Raw genomic sequence first — 16,571 nt, forward strand, 5'->3', positions numbered from 1 at the left:
GGATGTCCTCGCGGGGGCTCGCAAGTATGTCCACGACCGCTACGGCGAACGAGCCCGAATTGGAGTGAGATATGGCAGCCAAGCAGGTCACCCTTACCTTCGACAACGGCCCCACACCACATGTGACGGATCGGGTCCTGGAAATCCTCGACCAGGCCGGCATCAAGAGCACCTTCTTCGTGATCGGGCAGAGGCTCGACGACCCCGCTGCAGCCGATCTCATGCGGGCCGCGCATGCAGCGGGGCATTGGATCGGGAATCACACCTTCACACATTCGGTGGCGCTCGGGGACCGGACGGACCGGGACTACGCGCTCCGAGAGATCGAGGAGACGCAGCGAAGGATCGGTTCGCTGACGCGACCGGAGAAGCTCTTCCGCCCCTACGGGAACGACGGGCTGATCGGCCGGCATCTGCTGAGTCGAGCGGCGCTCGACCACCTCCTCGCCGAACGCTACACGACGATCACCTGGAATAGCGTTCCCGGTGACTGGAAGGACGCGGACGGCTGGGTCGAAACCGCGATGGCCCAGGTGTGGGTGCAGGACTGGAGTGTCATGGTCATCCACGACATCGAGGCCGGATGCCTCGCCCGGCTGCCCGAGCTGATTCGACGTCTGACGGATCTTGGGGTGACCTTCGAGCAGACCATTCCGCGCTCGGTGATCCTCACCCAGGCCGGACGGCCCGTATCGATGTCTCCGGACTTCATCGCCGATTGATCGGCGCGCACCCACAGGACACGCGACAGAGTTGCCGGCATCATCGATCGAAGGCGTCGATCGAAACGATGCAAAGATATCATCGCGACACTGCAAAATCGCCTGCTATGCTTCTTCGCGAGACTTGGCTCGGTCGGGACGGCGCGAACTCCTCGAACACGGTAGCGCCGCTGAAGCCAAGCTCGCGACGGGGGATTCGGAATGGCCGATGCGTCCGCGACGCGCGTCGCTATCGAGCAGGTGTCTGAAAACGAGCGAGCCATGATCTATCGAAAGATCGGCTTTCGGCTGATCCCGGTGATTTTCCTCTGCTACGTCCTGAACTACATCGATCGTGTAAACGTCAGTTTCGCCAAGTTGACGTTCCAGAGCGACATCGGCCTGTCGGACGCGAGTTACGGCTTCGGCGTCGGCATCTTCTACGTTGGATATATTCTCTTCGAAGTGCCGAGCAATCTTCTCCTGGGCCGCATCGGCGCGCGGAAGACGCTGACGCGCATCATGTGCCTGTGGGGCCTCGTGTCCTGCTCCATGGCGTTCGTGACGACCCCGGCGACCTTCTACCTGGCTAGGATCCTCCTCGGTGCGGCCGAAGCTGGCTTCTTCCCGGGCATCGTCCTCTACCTCACATTCTGGTTTCCCCATCGCGTGCGTGGGCGGGTGATGTCGCTGTTCGTCCTCGCCATCGCGGTGTCGGGCATCGTAGGCGGACCAGCCTCCGGTTGGATCATCCAGAACCTCGCCGGGGCGGCCGGCTTCAAGGGCTGGCAATGGTTGTTCCTCGTCGAGGGAGCGCTGCCGGTACTCGCGGGGGTCGGCGCGTTCTTCGTGCTGAGGGACCGACCCGCGGATGCCGCTTGGCTGACGCCGCGGGAGAGGGCGATCGTGGCGGCCGATCTCTCGTCCGGGACCGCCGAACAGGGACATGCGCCCGCGAGAGCCTTCCTGTCGGCGCTGCGGAATCCGAAGCTGTGGATCGCGACCTTCGGATATTTCTCCATCACCTGGGCTGGGACCGTTCTGAACTTCTGGGCGCCGACGATCATTCAGCGATCGGGCGTGGCCGACGTGTTCAGCGTCGGGCTTCTGTCGGCGATCCCATATTCCGTGGGTGCCGTCGGCATGCTCCTGTTGTGCCGCAGTTCGGACCGACTGCTCGAGCGGCGCTGGCATTTCGCCCTGGCCGCCTTCCTGGCCGCGACGGCCGCCCTCGCCATCTCGATCGTCGCGCAGAACGTTGCGGCGGCCATCGCCTGCCTTGCCTTGCTCGCCATCGGTTATCTGTCGGCGACCGCCCTCTTCTGGACCATACCGGTGCGCTTCCTTTCCGAAGCCGAAGCCGTGGGAAGTCTCGCCTTCATCAGCAGCATGGGGCAGGTCGGAAGCCTGACGGCGCCGGTCGCGTTCGGATTTTTCGCGGGTCTGACCGGCGGTCTCGCCGTCTCGACGGGCCTCGTCGCTTTCGTCCTCGCCGCCGGCGGAATGGCTATTCTCTCCCTCCGCAACCCGCGTTTGGTCGAAGGGCCTTCGTCATCGAAGGCGATCAGCACGCGCAGCGATTTCGGCACGCGGTCGTGACATCGCTCTCATCGCGAGTGTCCGATTCTACAGCGGGCATACTCTGAGGCGGACGCGCCGCTCTCGGCCAGACTGCGTCATGCCGATCGTCGACGTGCGCAGAGCCGGACGCTCGGCTTCGCACCCGTCTCGGCCGTTCAATGGCGCTCGGCGACTTCTCCGGAGCAGACATCGGCTCAAACCCAACGGAACGCCTGCATCTCGTCACGTCCGGTCCTCCGCTTGGAGCCGACAGAATGGCCGCTCGGCACGCAACAGCTGCCGCTCGCGCGAAGATGGCTGCGTACGATGCGCCCGGCCCGATCAAAGCCGACCGTGAGGAGTGCGGGAGCCATGCCACATTCGCCTCCAATGAGCGACTTCAGCACAAGAGATGAAGAACGATCGATAACGGAATTCAGCAAGACATTATATTTTCAATATGGCGACGTTATTTGCGCACCAACCAGTCAATCGGGTGCAGATTTTTGGATTGCTGCCCCTTCGATGGCGCATTGAACGGCGCGCCTTCGATGCGCCATCATAGGGATGCGGCAAGGGTGCTGCGCCTCTCTGCTCGCACGGGCCTTGCAGGTTGTCGGCGGCAACCGGGTGATCGAGGTGCGTCGAGGAATGGAGGGGCGAGCGAGCAAGGCCGCGTCGGGCGCCCATTGGCGCACACAGGAGATGTTCCTCATCCAAGAGGTCATGAATCTGATCGGCAAGGGCATCCGCCTCGATCAGGTCGCCCGCGAGATGCTGCATCTCCTCTCGGAGATCGTCGGGCTCAACCGGGGACGCATCGTCCTGAAGGACCCCGACGGGGACGGTTACCACATCGCCCATTCCTACGGCCTGACCCGCGAGGAGGTCGCCCGGGGCCGCTACGCGCTTGGCGAAGGCATCACCGGGCGCGTTATCCAAGACGGCCATCTCATCATCGTACAGGACATCGACAAGGATCCGATCTTCCTCGCGCGCGCCGTCGAGCGGGCGAAATTGCCCCGGGGTGCGGTGTCGTTCTTGGTGCTCCCGATTCGGGTCGACCAGAAGACGGTCGGCGCTATCGCCTGTCACCGGATCCGCCATCGGGAGCGGGCGCTCTCCGACGATCTCGCCATCCTGCGCATCATCGCGACCATGGTCAGCCAGTTGCTGACCCTGAACGAGCGCGTGGAGCGGAAGACGCGCGCGCTCGAGGAGCACAACGACATGCTCGCGCGCGAGCTGCGCATCAAGCGAGCCCGGTACGGCATCATCGGCACCTCGCCGGCCCTGCTGCGCGCGCTCGTCCAGATCGAGAAAGTCGCGGATGCGACCGCGAGCGTGCTGCTGCTCGGCGAGTCCGGCTCTGGCAAGGAACTGTTCGCCCGGGCGCTCCACCTCGCGAGCCCACGTCGCGACCGGCCCTTCATCAAGGTGAACTGCGCGGCCATCCCCGACAGCCTGTTCGAATCCGAACTGTTCGGCCACGAGCGCGGCGCGTTCACTGGGGCGGTCGAGGCACGAGCCGGCTGGTTCGAGCAAGCGAGCGGCGGCACCATCTTCCTCGACGAGATCGGCGAGATGCCGGCGATCCTCCAGACCAAGCTGCTGCGCACCCTGCAAGAGGGGACGGTCGTGCGCCTCGGCGGGAAGCGCGAGATCCGCGTCGACATGCGCCTCGTGGCCGCGACGAACCGGGATCTCGCCACGGAAGTCGCCCACGGCCGCTTCCGGGAAGACCTGTTCTACCGGCTCAATGTCGTCCCGATCACCCTGCCGCCGCTGGCCGAGCGCCGGGGCGACATCCCGGATCTCGTGCTGCACTTCCTGACCCAGGCCAACCAAGCCAACCAGCGCAACGTCAACTTGACGCAGTCCGCCATCGCGCACCTCGCCCGCCAAGCTTGGCCGGGCAACATTCGCCAGCTCGCCAACTTCATCGAGCGGCTCGTCCTGCTCGCCAGCGAGGGCGTCCTCGACGTCGACGATCTGCGCCCCATGCTGGGAGGCGCGGCCGCAGGCAAGCCAGCCATGCCGAGTCCAGGGCTGTCACAGTTGGGCCTGCCTGGAAGAGGCGCTTCGATCCAAGCGGTCGGTACCGTCCGCCCGTATCTATCTGCCGACTCGCACGATCCCGAACAGCTGCGCGTGGCCCTCGCGCAGGCCGGGGGCAACAAGACTCGTGCAGCCCAGCGGCTCGGCCTGACTGAGCGACAGTTCTCCTATCGTTGGCGCAAGCTGCGGACGGAGCCGTGAACGGTTTCGACAAAGACCGACAATGTCGACATATTGTCGACATTCGTAGCGGCAACAGAGACGCGAAGCGATCGTGAAATCGACGTAAACACTTGATGGGCATCGGGTTTCTAAAATAAACCTTCGCCGGCCTGCTCTGGCACCTGCCTTGCGCAACTGTCTTCGAGCCGAAACCGCCGATCGCGGGGTCGAGCCGGAAGAGGAGCAAGACATGAGCGCCAGCGCCGCCCCGAAGACCGTGACTACCTACCTGCGCCCGATCGACCGCGACGGCCTGATGCAGTTCGCCGAGAAGGGCCGCGGCAATCCCGGCTCGCGCGGCACCAACAAGGTGCACACCGTGGTCGACGGCCAGTACCGCACCCTCAGCTACGTCGGCGACCACGCGCCCGTCGTGGTCGACGAGCCGCTGCACCTGTTCGGCGAGAACACCGCGCCGGCCCCGGGGGAGATCGTACTCTCGGCGCTGGGCGGCTGCTTGGCGGTCGGCATCACCGCGGTGGCGACCTGGAAGCAGGTACGCCTCTCCCGCCTCGAGCTGCACCTCGAAGGCGACATCGGTAACCCGGCCGCCTGGGGCGCCGGCGGCGCGGAGAAGAAGCCGGAGGACATGGGCTTTCAGGAGATCCGGGTCGCCGTGACCATCGAGGGCGACGCGACCCGCGAGGAACTCGACGCGATCGTGCGCCACGCGAACCACTTCTCGCCCGTGGCCAACACCATGCGCAACCCGGTCCCCTTCAAGATCGGCCTGGCCGACTGAGGTCGGTGGCGGGACCCGGCGGCCCCGCCCCCTTTCCCCTTCCTGAGGAGATTGCACGATGTCGAGCGCCCTCGCCCTTCGGCCGGCCGAGCCCCCCGTGACGGAGACGCCGTTCGCGACACCGGTCGGCGACGCGTGGACGGACGAGGCCGTCCTCGCCGAGACGATCGCCATCGCCGACGGTCCCCTGGCCGCGGCGGCAGCCAAGATCGACCATGGGGCGTACCCGCTCGACATCATGGGCCGGCTCGGGGGTGCGGGCGCGCTCGGCGTCCACCTCGACCGGCACGGCGGTCGGGTCGGCCTCGCGATCGCCGCCATGCAGGCCGCGAGCCGGGCATGCGGCGCCACCGGCTTCCTCATGTGGTGCCACGACGTCTGCGGCCTCTACCTGGAGCGCTCGGGTAACCCGGCGCTCTCCGGCGCCGTCCTCGACGACCACGTCGCGGGCCGCAGCTTCGGCGGCACGGCCCTGTCCAACCCGATGAAGGCGTTCGCCGGGATCGAGCCGATCCTGCTCCGCGCCCACCGCGTGCCCGGCGGCTACCGGGTCAGCGGGATGCTCCCCTGGGTCAGCCACATCGGGCCCGGACAGTACTGTGGCGCCATAGCGGGCGTGCTCGGCGCCGGCGACGCGATCAGCCACGAGATCATGTTCCTGCTGCGCTGCGACCGGGCGGAGCTGCGGCCCTGCCCGCAATTCTCCGGCATGGAGGGCACCAGCACCTGGGGCGTGCGGCTCGACGCGTACTTCGTCGGGCAGGACGACCTCATCGCCGACCCGGCCCGCCCATTCATCGGCGGGATCCGGGGCGCCTTCATCCTGCTCCAGTGCGGCATGGGCCTCGGCGTCGCCGAGGGCAGCCTCGACGCCATGCTGGCGGTCGAGGAGACCCTCGGGCACGTCAACCAGTTCCTCGACGATCGCCCCGACACGATCGCGGCCGAGCTCGCGGAGCTTCGCGCCCGGGTGATGCGGCTCGCCGAGACGCCCTACGACGGATCGACCGACTACCTGATCGACGTCCTCGATGCCCGGGCCCAGACCTCCGAGTTGGCGCTGCGCGCGTCGCAGTCGGCGCTGCTGCACCAGGGGGCGCGGGGCTACCTGATGTCGGCATCCCCCCAGCGCCGCGTCCGCGAGGCGCACTTCGTCGCCATCGTCACGCCGGCGATCAAGCACCTGCGCTGGGAGATGGCGCGCCTGTCCCGTGAGGTCCTGCCCAGCGGCGCCCACACGGGGGGCCGGGCATGACCATCCAGGAACCCACTGACGGCCTCGGCCCCTGGAAGCAGTTCCTCTGCCGGGCCTGCGGCCTGATCTACGACGAGGGCGAGGGCGATCCCGACAGCGGCCTGGCGCCCGGGACGCGCTTCGCCGATATCCCGGACGACTGGGCCTGCCCGATCTGCGGGGTGACCAAGTCCGACTTCGAGCCGTACCAGCGGCGGGCCCCGATCGCACCGGTGGCGGCAACCGCGGTGCTGCAGCGCCGGCCGGGCGTAGTGATCGTCGGCGCAGGCGTCGGCGGGTGGGCCGCCGCCGAGGCGATCCGGGCCGAGGACGCCCGGGTTCCGATCACGCTGGTGACGGCCTGCAGCGGCGACGTCTACCACAAGCCGGAACTCTCGGTCGCGCTCGGGCGTGGCCTGTCGCCGGACAGGCTGCGGCGGGAGACGGGCGCCGCGGCGGCGGCGCGCCTGGGCGTGCGCCTGATGGCCGACACGGTGGCGGTGGGCCTGACCCCGGGGCGGCACAGCCTGCGCACCACGCGCGGCACCCTCGCGTACACCGCCCTCGTCCTGGCACACGGCGCGCGTCCGGCGCTGCCGGCCTGCCTCGACCCGGCCCTGTGCTGGCGCGTGAACGACCTCGCGGCCTGGGCCGCCCTGCACGCCGAGCTCGCGCGCGGACCCCGCGCGGTCGCGGTGATCGGTGCCGGCATGGTCGGCTGCGAGCTCGCCGAGGATCTCGCCCGGGCCGGTCACGCCGTGACGCTCGTCGGGGCCGGGGCGCTGCCGCTGCCCGAGCTCCTTCCGGACCTGGCGGGCCGCCGGCTCCTGGCGGGCCTCGAGGGGCTGGGCGTGCGCCACCGGTCCAACGCCCTCGTGTGCGGCCTCGACCGCCGGCCGGACGGCGACGTCGCGCTCGCATTCTCGGACGGGACGACTCTGGTCGCCACGACCGTGATCGCCGCGACGGGGCTCGCCACGCCCTCGCGGCTCGTGCGCGGGGCCGGGCTCGCCTTCGACCGCGGGATCGTCGTCGACCCGGCGACCCTGCGCACGAGCGGACCCGACATCTTCGCGCTCGGCGACTGCATCAGCATTGAGGGGCGACCCTGCCGCTTCATCGAGCCGGTCGCCCGTCAAGCCGAGGCCATCGCCCACGCGATCCTGGGCCGGGAGCATCCGGGCTACGCGCACGCCGTGCCCGTCATCCGGTTGAAGACGCGCTCGACGCCGATCGAGCTGCACGGCGCGCCGCTCCCGGGAGAACCCTGGCACGTCGTCGAGCACACCGAGAGCCGGCTCGCGATGGAGCAGCGGCGCGACGGCGAGGTCACCGCCTGGCTGGCAGCCTGAGGAGGGGACGATGACGCACGAACCCCGCGCAACCGACCCCGCCCTGGCGCAGGCGCAGGTCGAGGCGCGCCTCTCGGGCACGAACCCGCGGCCCGCCGTGCACGGCCTCTTCGACGAGCCGACGAACACCGCGACCTTCGTCGTGCGCGATCCCGATGTTGATCCACGTCGTCGGGCTCAGGAACGCGCACGTCGCGGTGGGGACGGGCGCGTTCGCGGTCGCGGCCTGCTCCCTTTTCGACCTCGTCGGCCCTCTCCGGATCGCGCGGTTTCCCTGGGAGGCCGCGGGACTGTTCGGCTGCGCCGGGATCCTGGCGGCGACGCTCGGCGCCGGGCTCGGCAAGCAGCTCGACGGGCACCGGCTGCAATGCCTGTTCGCGCTGGTCATGCTCGCGGCCGCGTCCGTGACGTTCAGGCGGCGGTTCAATCCGGCCTCGCCGGGCTCCGGCCGCGTTCCGCCTGCGCCGCCCGGAAGGACCTGCTCGATACGGTGCTGGCGACGATCATCGGACGTGCAGGCCTCGCACTGTCGCTCCGGCGACTTAGGGCGGTCCGACGATGTCGAGAGTCCGTTGCCGGGTCACGTGCTCGATCTCCGTCGATCCGAAATGCGGTGGGATGCTGATCAGGGCGGACAAGTCATGAGCTAACGCGCTTGGCGCGACAGTTGCTGCGGATTCCAAGACTACGAAGCCGGAGTTTTCGATGGCCCTATTCGACAATCCTTTCGATGCCCGACGGCGCTCCGGCGGTTGCTCCTGCGGCGCGCACGCGGACCAAACCGAGCACGAGGCTTCCGTCACGTCGGGCGACGCCGCGGTGGTGCGCGTCGTCGAGGCGGCGATGATGCGGGCCCTGTTCCCGCACGCTGGCAGGCGCCGCGCCTTCCTGAGGAGCGTCGGCGCGGCAACCGCCGCCGCGGCGGTCGGCCAGTTCCTGCCGACGCGGTTCGTGGCCGAGGCCCTCGCCGAGGCCGGCAGGCCGGAGAAGGCGGATCTCAAGGTCGGCTTCATCCCGATCACCTGCGCCACGCCGATCATCATGGCCAAGCCCATGGGCTTCTACGAGAAGCAGGGACTGAACGTCGACGTCGTCAAGACCGCCGGTTGGGCGGTGGTGCGCGACAAGACCCTGAACAAGGAATACGACGCCGCCCACATGCTGGCGCCGATGCCGCTCGCGATCACGCTGGGCCTCGGCTCGAACCCCGTGCCCTTCGCGGTGCCGGCGATCGAGAACGTCAACGGCCAGGCGATCTGCCTCGCCAACAAGCACAAGGACAATCGCGACCCGAAGAACTGGAAGGGCTTCAAGCTCGCCATCCCGTTCGACTACTCGAACCACAACTACCTGCTGCGCTACTACCTGGCCGAGCATGGCATCGATCCCGATACCGACGTGCAGCTCCGCTCGGTGCCGCCGCCGGAAATGGTCGCGAACCTGCGCGCCGACAACATCGACGGCTTCCTGGCGCCGGACAACATCGTCCAGCGCGCGGTCTACGACGGCGTCGGCTTCATCCACGTGCTGTCGAAGGAGATCTGGGACGGGCATCCCTGCTGCTCGTTCTCGGTCGCGCAGGACACGATCCGCGAGATGCCGAACGCCACGGCCGCGCTCCTGCGCGCCATCCTCCAGGCGACCGCCTACGCCTCGCGGCCGGAAAACCGCAAGGAGATCGCCGCCGCGATCGCGCCGGCCAACTACCTCAACCAGCCGCTCACCGTCGTGGAGCAGGTTCTGACCGGCACCTACGCGGACGGCCTCGGCAGCGTGAAGAAGGATCCGAAGCGGGTCGCCTTCGACCCGTTCCCGTACGAGAGCTTCGCGATCTGGACGCTCACCCAGATGAAGCGCTGGGGCCAGATCAAGGGCGACGTCGACTACGCCGCCGTGGCGCGGCAGGTCTACCGCGCCACCGATGCCGCCAAGCTGATGCGGCAGGACGGCCTCGCGCCGCCGGAGACCACCACGAAGACGTTCGCGGTGATGGGCAAGACGTTCGATCCGGCCAAGCCCCAGGAATACCTGGATTCCTTCAAGATCAAGCGCGCGAGCTGAGCCATGCAACGCCCCCTCTCCCTGCGCGCCGGAATCCTCTCGCTGGCGCTCCTCACGGTGATCCTGCTCGGCTGGCAGATGGCCGTGAGCGGAACCGCGAAGACCGAGGCCATGGACCCGGAATACGCGGCCCTGATGGGCCAGACGGCCACCACCGGCAAGTCGGCCATGCCCGGCCCGCTCGATGTCGGGGCGACGATCTGGGGGCACCTGAAGGATCCGTTCTACGACCGTGGCCCGAACGACAAGGGCCTCGGCATCCAGCTCGCCTACTCGATCGGGCGCGTGGCGCTCGGCTACGGTCTCGCGGTTCTCGTGGCGATCCCGGTCGGCTTCCTCATCGGCATGTCGCCGCTGATGAGCCGGGCGCTCGATCCGTTCATCCAGATCCTCAAGCCGGTCTCGCCGCTCGCCTGGATGCCGCTCGCCCTCTACACCATCAAGGATTCGACGCTGTCGGCGATCTTCGTGATCTTCATCTGCTCGCTCTGGCCGATGCTGATGAACACGGTGTTCGGCGTGTCGAGCACCCGGAAGGAATGGCTCAACGTCGCCCGGACTCTGGAGGTCGGGCCGGTGCGCCGCGCGTTCACGGTGATCCTGCCGGCCGCCGCGCCGACGATCCTCACCGGGATGCGCATCTCCATCGGCATCGCCTGGCTCGTGATCGTCGCGGCCGAGATGCTCGTGGGCGGTACCGGCATCGGCTACTTCGTCTGGAACGAGTGGAACAACCTCTCGATCACCAATGTGATCACCTCGATCCTGGTGATCGGCCTCGTCGGCATGGCCCTCGACCAGCTCCTGGCGCGTGCCCAGCGCCTCGTCACCTTCCCCGAGTGAGGCACCCGATGAGCAAGCTGCTTCCGTTCGTGCGCCGCTCCGGCCGCGCCGCTCCCGACACCGTCCAGGGCGGGCCCAGCCGCATGTCCAACTCCGAGAGGTTCATCTCCATCGAGGGCATCGCGCGGCGCTACCCGGCACCGGGTGGCAAGACGAGCACGATCTTCGAGGACCTGTGGCTGCCCGTGCGGAAGGGCGAGTTCGTGTGCATGATCGGGCACTCGGGCTGCGGCAAGACCACGGTGCTCAACATCCTGGCGGGCCTCGAGACGCCGTCCGAGGGCGTCGTCATCGTCGACGGTCGGGAAATCGACGGCCCGAGCCTGGACCGGGCGGTGATCTTCCAGGGCCACGCCTTGCTGCCCTGGCGCAGCGTGCTCGGCAACGTCGCCTACGCGGTCTCAGCCCGCTGGCGGAAGGCGGGCAGGGCCGAGGTCGAGGCGCGCGCGCGGAAGGCCATAGCCACGGTGGGGCTGGCGGGCTCCGAGCACAAGCGCCCGTCCGAACTCTCGGGGGGCATGAAGCAGCGCGTGGGCATTGCCCGGGCGCTCTCGATCGAGCCGAAGATCCTGCTGATGGACGAGCCCTTCTCGGCCCTGGACGCACTGACCCGTGGAACCCTGCAGGACGAGGTGCGCCGGATCTGCGTCGAGACCGGGCAGACGGTGTTCATGATCACCCACGACGTCGACGAGGCGATCTACCTCGCCGACCGGATCGTGCTGATGACGAACGGACCGCAGGCTAAGGTCGCCGAGATCGTCGAGAACCCGCTGCCCAAGGACCGGAGCCGCACGCAGCTCCACCATGCGCCCGGGTACTACGCCCTGCGCAACCACCTGATCGACTTCTTGGTGACCCGCTCCGCGACCCTGCGGGACGCGATGCCGGACGGGTACGATCCGCGCCATCCGCCGGTCGTGCGCCCCGCCCTGAGCGAGGCGGACGCGGCGGCCATCGCCGCCGAGCCGCCGGCCAGGCGGGCCTGACCCGCGGACCAACCCGCCACGGGGAGGGTGCTCGCCGCCGGATCGCGCGGACGGCATCGGCAGTCCCTCCGACAGATCGCCACTCCCGAATCCCTCTCTGACGGAGAGGGCACGATCCCCCGACACCCGCCGTTGATCCGGCGGCCACGTCATAGAGGGCCGCCGTACGATTCTGCCGTCCCAGAGGTCCGGGGCCGGACAGATCACCGGCCCCGGTCACATCCGTCAGAGGCTCGGATGCAGCCCGCGGACCGGGCTCACGCCCTCGAGCACCGATGCCGCGTGCAGGAGTGTCGTCTCGGCCTGCCAGCTTCCCACCAGCTGCACGTTGATCGGCAGGCCCTCGCGGCTCGTCCCGAACCGCATCGACAGCCCCGGCAGGCCGGTGACGTTGAGGGGCACGGTCGCGCCCTGCAGGTAGGTCAGGTCCACCGTCTCGCCGTTGACGACGAGTTCCTCGATGCCGTGCTTGTGCGCCGGCACCGGCAGCACGGGGGTCAGGAGCACGTCGAAGTCCCGGAAATAGGCCGCGTAGCCGTTCCGGAGCCGCTCCGCCGCCTGCTCGGCCGCGACGTAGTCCTCCACCGTGGTGTCGGGCAGCGACAGCATCGTCTTGGCCATCCTGTACATCTCGTCCTCGTGCCCGGCCGTCGCCTCGCGGAAAGCCGGCTTCATCTCCATGACGTGGAGCTTGTTGAACACGTCGAGGGCGAAGTCGCGCTCCAGCGCCGGGATGCGGACTTCCTCGACGTGATGGCCCTCGCCCTTCAGGGCCTCGGCGGCCGCCTTCACCGTCGCCGCGACCTGGGTGTCGATCGGTCCGAAGCCCGGCCCGACCATCCAGCCGACGCGCAGCTTGCGGTCGGGCGTGGCGCCGAGGCCGGCGTCGAACGGGACGGTGCTGGTCGCGAACGCGTCCTGCCCGTCCGGGCCGGCCAGTTGCGAGAAGGCGAGCGCGAGGTCGCGGATCGAGCGGGCCATCGGGCCGACGTGCCAGAAGCGGCGCGGCGCCCGCGGCCAGATGCCGGTCATCGGCACGCGCCCGTGGGTCGCCTTCAGCGAGACGATGCCGGTCTGGGCGGCCGGGCCGCGCACCGAGATGGCGAGGTCGGTGCCGAGGCCGAGCGGCGATAGGCCCGCCGCGATGGCCGCCGACTCGCCGCCGCTGGAACCGCCGGGCGTCCGGTCGAGGTCCCACGGGTTGTTCGAGCGGCCGGAGAGCAGGTTGTCGCTCTCGATCCAGTAGGAGAACTCGGGAAGGTTGGTCTTGGCGAGCAGGATGCCGCCGGCCTTCTTCATGCGGGCGACGCTCGTGGCGTCGGCGTCGGGGGTACGGCCCTTGAAGATCGGCGAGCCGCGCTGGGTCAACACCCCGGCGGTGTCGATGGAGTCCTTCACGGTGAACGGCACGCCGTGGAGCGGCCCGATCTCCTTACCGGCCATGACCGCCGCCTCGGCTTCCTTCGCGGCGGCGAGTGCGCCCTCCGCGACGGTGACGATGGCGTTGACCTTGGGATCGACCGCCGCGATGCGGTCGAGATGCGCCCGCACGACCTCGACGGGCGAGAGCTGCTTGGTCCGGACCAGCTCGGCGAGCCGGGTCGCGTCGGAGAAGATGATGTCCTGGGTCATGGCCGCTGTTCCTGCCTAACGTTCGGTAGGCTGAGAGTTAGAGCTGGATTTTCCGGTCGTCAACCCCTAACTAACGATTGGTAGGTCATTGAGCCCGGAACGGAGGCAGGGGTGAGCACGAACGCGAAGGAGACGATCTTGGCCGCCGCGCGGAGGACCGCGCAGGCGCACGGCTACGGCGGGTTGAGCTACCGCGACCTCGCCGCCGAGGTCGGCATCAAGGCGGCGAGCATCTACCATCACTTCGCCAGCAAGGCGGACCTCGGCGCGGCCGTGGCGCGGCGCTACTGGGAGGACATCGCGGTCGAGCTCGACGCCATGCTGGAGAAGACCGGCGACCCGATGGAATGCCTGCGGCTCTATCCGGGCACCTTCCGCCGGTCGCTCGAGGACGGGAACAGGCTCTGCCTGTGCAGCTTCATGTCGGCCGAGTACGCCAACCTGCCGGAGGCCGTGCAACGGGAGGCCCAGGGCTTCGCGGACGTCAACGTCGCCTGGTTGGCGAAGGTGCTGGTGATGGCGGGGGCGGTGCAGCCGAAGGAGAGCGAGGCGCGGGCCCGGGCCGTCTTCGCCGCGGTGTCCGGCGCCCAGCTCTATGCGCGGAGCCGCTCGGACGTCGCGGAGTTCGACAGGTTGGTCGAGAGCTACCGCGCCTCGGGGCTCCTGCCGGCCTAGGGCGATCCTGACCTTCGGGGATGGACCGGACGTTCCGCATCCGACCCGGCGTGGTCGTTCACGCACAGCCGCGCCGTCCCTGGAAACGGGCGCCCGTTCCACCGCCTCTATGGCAGTGATGCGGTGGCCTCGGCCGTTCAGCCCCTGTCTGCGTAGTGCTTCCTCAGGGCGGCGAGACCTTCCTCGTAGATGCCCTGGAAAAGCTTCGCGATCTCCGCGTCGCTGACCCCGACCGGCTGGAAGTCGCCGAACCACTCGACGCGCGACCGCTGCCCGTCGCCGGTCTCCCGGACCCGCAAGGTCGAGAGGTAACCCTGTTGCGGAAAGGGGGACTGGAGGATGTGGTAGCTGTAGCTCCGTCCGGTCTCATCGAAGGCCATCAGCCGCTCGACGATGAGGCCGCCGTCGGGGTTCGCCAAGTGCCGGACGCGGCCGCCCTCGTGCAACTCGGACTCGGGGATGTAGGGCAGCCAGTCCGGCAGGGAGCCGAACCCGCCGATGAGCCGCCAGACTTCGGAGGCTGGAGCCGGGATCTCGACGCTGGCCGATGCCGTCGCCATGGCCGCGCCCTACTGACCGGACGGGAGGGGCGCGTCGGGCGCCACGACCCCGCTCCGGCGCAGGTCGCGCCAGAAAACCCCGGGCACCTCGAAGCTGATGGCGGCATGGTCCTCCGCGATCCGCTCCGGGCGGCTCGCCCCGGGGATGACCGCCGCGGAGGCCGGATGAGCGAGCGAGAAGTGCTGTCCTCGATGGACCGCTTCGCGCCGTCGGCCGTGTAGTCGTAGACGACCTTGTTCGGGCGACCGTACTTGAAGATCTCGCCCTTCTCGCCCTGGTCGCGCACGCCGGTCTCGACCTCGTCGAGGATGATGCGGCCCACCTTGGTGCTGAGGCGGTAGGCGTCGCGCGGGTAGTTCGACAGGGCCTTGCCGAGCCTGACCTCGGACAGGCCGCTCCCGTAGAAGGGCGCGGTGTCGAAATAGCGCGTGCCGGCCTGCCACGCCGCGTCGACCGTGGCGTCCGCCTCGTGGTCGGGGATGTCGCGGAACATGTTGCCGAGCGGTGCGGCGCCGAAGCCGAGCGGGCCGGCGAGCAGGGCGTCCCTGATGGTCATGGCTCCTCCAAGCGTGGGGAAGTCGGCGCGACATCGGGGCCTGCGTCTGCGAGCTGTCGTCGCGAGCCGTACCGCGTGACCGTTCTGCCAAGCCCCGCATGACGGCGTACAGTCTCCGGGGCGCTGTCGTATCGGCCGTTCTTGCGGGCCTTCCGGCCACAATTGCGGTGTTTGCAGCGAACGACGAGGTTATGTGCCGTCTCAGCGGCGGAACATGGCCCGGTACTGCCCAGGCGTCAGGCCGGTGCTCCTGCGGAACACCCTGGTGAAATTGTCCTGGGAGCCGAAGCCGTGCTCCACCGCGACCTCGGAGAGCGTGAGTTGGTCGCGCGCCAACGCCTCTCGCGCGGCGCGAACCCGTCGCTCCGTCACGTAGCGATGCGGGGTCAGGCCGGTCGCCTCCCGGAACAGGCGCGAGAAGTGGAAGGGGCTGAGGCAGGCCTCGACCGCGAGGCGTTCGAGCGGGATGGGTTCGGCGTAGTGGGCATCGACGTAGTCGGTCACCCGCCTGAGCCGTCGCTCGTCGAGCCTTCGCGCCGTGCTGGACGGCTTCCAGCGGTCGACCGTGTAGTTGGCGATCAGGTGGGCTGCCAGCGCGGCCGTCAGACCGTCGACGAACAGCCGGTCCGTCGGCAACTGCGGCCTGCCCAGCATGCCCTCGAACGCCCGTGCGAAGCTGACGAGGAGCGGGTCGGCCAAGCCGCCGACGAAGGCGCGTTCGATCAGCGAGGCGTCGATGCCGTAGTCCGCCAGGGCACTGTGCTCGATGAGGGCCGGCGGTAGGCACACGTGGAGGCACGAGATGGCCTCCGAGAGTTCCGCCTTCTCCACGAAGCCGACCGGTCCGGTCCAGGCCGTTCCGGCCCCGGCGAGGCACTTCTCGTCCTGACCGTCACCGGTGCGTCGTACGACCGCGCGGCCGCTGAGCATCACGATGAGCTCGTTGCAGGGATAGGCTTGCCTCGGGTGCGATCCGGCGCCGTTGATCCGGCGTTCGACGACCAACCGGGCCCGATGGTCGATCCGACCGAGCACCTGGCATGTACCGCGCCGCTGGTCCCCCATCGTCTCGAACGACATCAAGGCACCTCGGGTCGGAGCGCTGGCGCATCGAAGCCGCGTACGGTCTTCCGGGCCGATCCTGACCCATCGCGAGCCGTTACGGCAAGCGTGCCCGCGATCGTGGGCCGACCGCCGCGGTGAGCGTCTCGGGCCGGCCGGCGCAACCATCCTGCCCGGGATCCGATAATTCGCAGAGCAGGTGGAGCGCCCGGGGTTCGCCGGCCGCTTGGCCATCGCCGATCAGGCAGCCAAGCTCGCGAGTACGAGGGACTGGTGGACCGGGACACCCGCCGTGCCCCCGTCCGCCACGGCCCAACTCACGC

General features: G+C 68.8%; 14 protein-coding genes and 1 pseudogene. 11 read left to right on the plus strand and 4 right to left on the minus strand.

Going from position 1 to position 16,571, the window contains the following annotated elements; translation table 11 throughout:
- Nucleotides 1–71: 71 nt before the first annotated feature.
- The 10 genes from ACLBXO_RS20430 (at nucleotide 72) to ACLBXO_RS20475 (ending at nucleotide 11,762) form a co-directional block, all read left to right on the plus strand.
- Nucleotides 72–722, plus strand: a complete 651-nt coding sequence (locus ACLBXO_RS20430) for a polysaccharide deacetylase family protein (RefSeq protein ID WP_447686495.1) — start codon at nucleotides 72–74, stop codon at nucleotides 720–722.
- Nucleotides 723–923: 201 nt separating this feature from the next.
- Nucleotides 924–2,300 (plus strand): MFS transporter, encoded by a 1,377-nt coding sequence (locus ACLBXO_RS20435; protein ID WP_447686496.1) that lies wholly within the window; start codon nucleotides 924–926, stop codon nucleotides 2,298–2,300.
- 612 nt (nucleotides 2,301–2,912) lie between these two features.
- Nucleotides 2,913–4,520, plus strand: a complete 1,608-nt coding sequence (locus ACLBXO_RS20440; protein ID WP_331315984.1) for a sigma 54-interacting transcriptional regulator — start codon at nucleotides 2,913–2,915, stop codon at nucleotides 4,518–4,520.
- 211 nt (nucleotides 4,521–4,731) lie between these two features.
- The gene (locus ACLBXO_RS20445) at nucleotides 4,732–5,283 is read left to right on the plus strand and encodes an OsmC family protein (RefSeq protein ID WP_331315946.1); all 552 of its coding nucleotides are present in this window, start codon (nucleotides 4,732–4,734) and stop codon (nucleotides 5,281–5,283) included.
- A gap of 58 nt (nucleotides 5,284–5,341) precedes the next feature.
- Nucleotides 5,342–6,538: an acyl-CoA dehydrogenase family protein gene (locus ACLBXO_RS20450; protein WP_331315945.1), complete on the plus strand. Its 1,197-nt coding sequence runs from the start codon at nucleotides 5,342–5,344 to the stop codon at nucleotides 6,536–6,538.
- Nucleotides 6,535–7,869 carry an FAD-dependent oxidoreductase gene (locus ACLBXO_RS20455; protein WP_447686497.1) on the plus strand — a complete coding sequence of 445 codons (1,335 nt, stop codon included), beginning with the start codon at nucleotides 6,535–6,537 and terminating at the stop codon, nucleotides 7,867–7,869. The genes ACLBXO_RS20450 and ACLBXO_RS20455 overlap by 4 nt, the downstream gene beginning before the upstream one ends.
- A gap of 155 nt (nucleotides 7,870–8,024) precedes the next feature.
- The gene (locus ACLBXO_RS20460) at nucleotides 8,025–8,519 is read left to right on the plus strand and encodes a sulfite exporter TauE/SafE family protein (protein ID WP_447686498.1); all 495 of its coding nucleotides are present in this window, start codon (nucleotides 8,025–8,027) and stop codon (nucleotides 8,517–8,519) included.
- A 55-nt stretch (nucleotides 8,520–8,574) separates the two neighbouring features.
- Nucleotides 8,575–9,930, plus strand: coding sequence for a CmpA/NrtA family ABC transporter substrate-binding protein (locus tag ACLBXO_RS20465; protein WP_447686499.1), 1,356 nt, complete (start codon nucleotides 8,575–8,577; stop codon nucleotides 9,928–9,930).
- Between the two features lie 3 nt (nucleotides 9,931–9,933).
- The gene (gene ntrB, locus ACLBXO_RS20470) at nucleotides 9,934–10,773 is read left to right on the plus strand and encodes a nitrate ABC transporter permease (protein ID WP_447686500.1); all 840 of its coding nucleotides are present in this window, start codon (nucleotides 9,934–9,936) and stop codon (nucleotides 10,771–10,773) included.
- A gap of 8 nt (nucleotides 10,774–10,781) precedes the next feature.
- Entirely contained in the window at nucleotides 10,782–11,762 is a 981-nt protein-coding gene (locus tag ACLBXO_RS20475) for an ABC transporter ATP-binding protein (protein WP_331315938.1), read from the plus strand.
- A gap of 225 nt (nucleotides 11,763–11,987) precedes the next feature.
- Here the strand turns inward: ACLBXO_RS20475 and ACLBXO_RS20480 are convergent, their stop codons facing one another.
- Complete coding sequence (locus tag ACLBXO_RS20480) at nucleotides 11,988–13,394, minus strand: amidase (protein ID WP_447686501.1); 1,407 nt, start codon at nucleotides 13,392–13,394, stop codon at nucleotides 11,988–11,990.
- Between the two features lie 111 nt (nucleotides 13,395–13,505).
- On the opposite strand from ACLBXO_RS20480, the gene ACLBXO_RS20485 reads away from it, so the two are divergent.
- Nucleotides 13,506–14,069 (plus strand): TetR/AcrR family transcriptional regulator, encoded by a 564-nt coding sequence (locus ACLBXO_RS20485; protein ID WP_331315934.1) that lies wholly within the window; start codon nucleotides 13,506–13,508, stop codon nucleotides 14,067–14,069.
- 137 nt (nucleotides 14,070–14,206) lie between these two features.
- Here ACLBXO_RS20485 and ACLBXO_RS20490 read toward each other — a convergent pair whose 3' ends face one another.
- The 3 genes and pseudogenes from ACLBXO_RS20490 to ACLBXO_RS20500 form a co-directional block, all read right to left on the minus strand.
- Nucleotides 14,207–14,629, minus strand: coding sequence for an SRPBCC family protein (locus ACLBXO_RS20490; RefSeq protein WP_447686502.1), 423 nt, complete (start codon nucleotides 14,627–14,629; stop codon nucleotides 14,207–14,209).
- A gap of 236 nt (nucleotides 14,630–14,865) precedes the next feature.
- Nucleotides 14,866–15,186: pseudogene (locus ACLBXO_RS20495) on the minus strand (aldo/keto reductase); the annotation flags it as partial.
- 201 nt (nucleotides 15,187–15,387) lie between these two features.
- Nucleotides 15,388–16,266: a helix-turn-helix domain-containing protein gene (locus tag ACLBXO_RS20500; RefSeq protein ID WP_447686503.1), complete on the minus strand. Its 879-nt coding sequence runs from the start codon at nucleotides 16,264–16,266 to the stop codon at nucleotides 15,388–15,390.
- Nucleotides 16,267–16,571: the final 305 nt, after the last annotated feature.

The organism is Methylobacterium sp. C33D, from assembly GCF_053345825.1.

What these genes read in the sequence shown, in the direction of transcription:
- ACLBXO_RS20430 (WP_447686495.1), top strand. Translation starts at nt 72, where the DNA reads ATGGCAGCCAAGCAGGTCACCCTTACCTTCGACAACGGCCCCACACCA.
- ACLBXO_RS20435 (WP_447686496.1), top strand. Translation starts at nt 924, where the DNA reads ATGGCCGATGCGTCCGCGACGCGCGTCGCTATCGAGCAGGTGTCTGAA.
- ACLBXO_RS20440 (WP_331315984.1), top strand. Translation starts at nt 2,913, where the DNA reads ATGGAGGGGCGAGCGAGCAAGGCCGCGTCGGGCGCCCATTGGCGCACA.
- ACLBXO_RS20445 (WP_331315946.1), top strand. Translation starts at nt 4,732, where the DNA reads ATGAGCGCCAGCGCCGCCCCGAAGACCGTGACTACCTACCTGCGCCCG.
- ACLBXO_RS20450 (WP_331315945.1), top strand. Translation starts at nt 5,342, where the DNA reads ATGTCGAGCGCCCTCGCCCTTCGGCCGGCCGAGCCCCCCGTGACGGAG.
- ACLBXO_RS20455 (WP_447686497.1), top strand. Translation starts at nt 6,535, where the DNA reads ATGACCATCCAGGAACCCACTGACGGCCTCGGCCCCTGGAAGCAGTTC.
- ACLBXO_RS20460 (WP_447686498.1), top strand. Translation starts at nt 8,025, where the DNA reads ATGTTGATCCACGTCGTCGGGCTCAGGAACGCGCACGTCGCGGTGGGG.
- ACLBXO_RS20465 (WP_447686499.1), top strand. Translation starts at nt 8,575, where the DNA reads ATGGCCCTATTCGACAATCCTTTCGATGCCCGACGGCGCTCCGGCGGT.
- ntrB (WP_447686500.1), top strand. Translation starts at nt 9,934, where the DNA reads ATGCAACGCCCCCTCTCCCTGCGCGCCGGAATCCTCTCGCTGGCGCTC.
- ACLBXO_RS20475 (WP_331315938.1), top strand. Translation starts at nt 10,782, where the DNA reads ATGAGCAAGCTGCTTCCGTTCGTGCGCCGCTCCGGCCGCGCCGCTCCC.
- ACLBXO_RS20480 (WP_447686501.1), bottom strand. Translation starts at nt 13,394, where the DNA reads ATGACCCAGGACATCATCTTCTCCGACGCGACCCGGCTCGCCGAGCTG.
- ACLBXO_RS20490 (WP_447686502.1), bottom strand. Translation starts at nt 14,629, where the DNA reads ATGGCGACGGCATCGGCCAGCGTCGAGATCCCGGCTCCAGCCTCCGAA.
- ACLBXO_RS20500 (WP_447686503.1), bottom strand. Translation starts at nt 16,266, where the DNA reads ATGTCGTTCGAGACGATGGGGGACCAGCGGCGCGGTACATGCCAGGTG.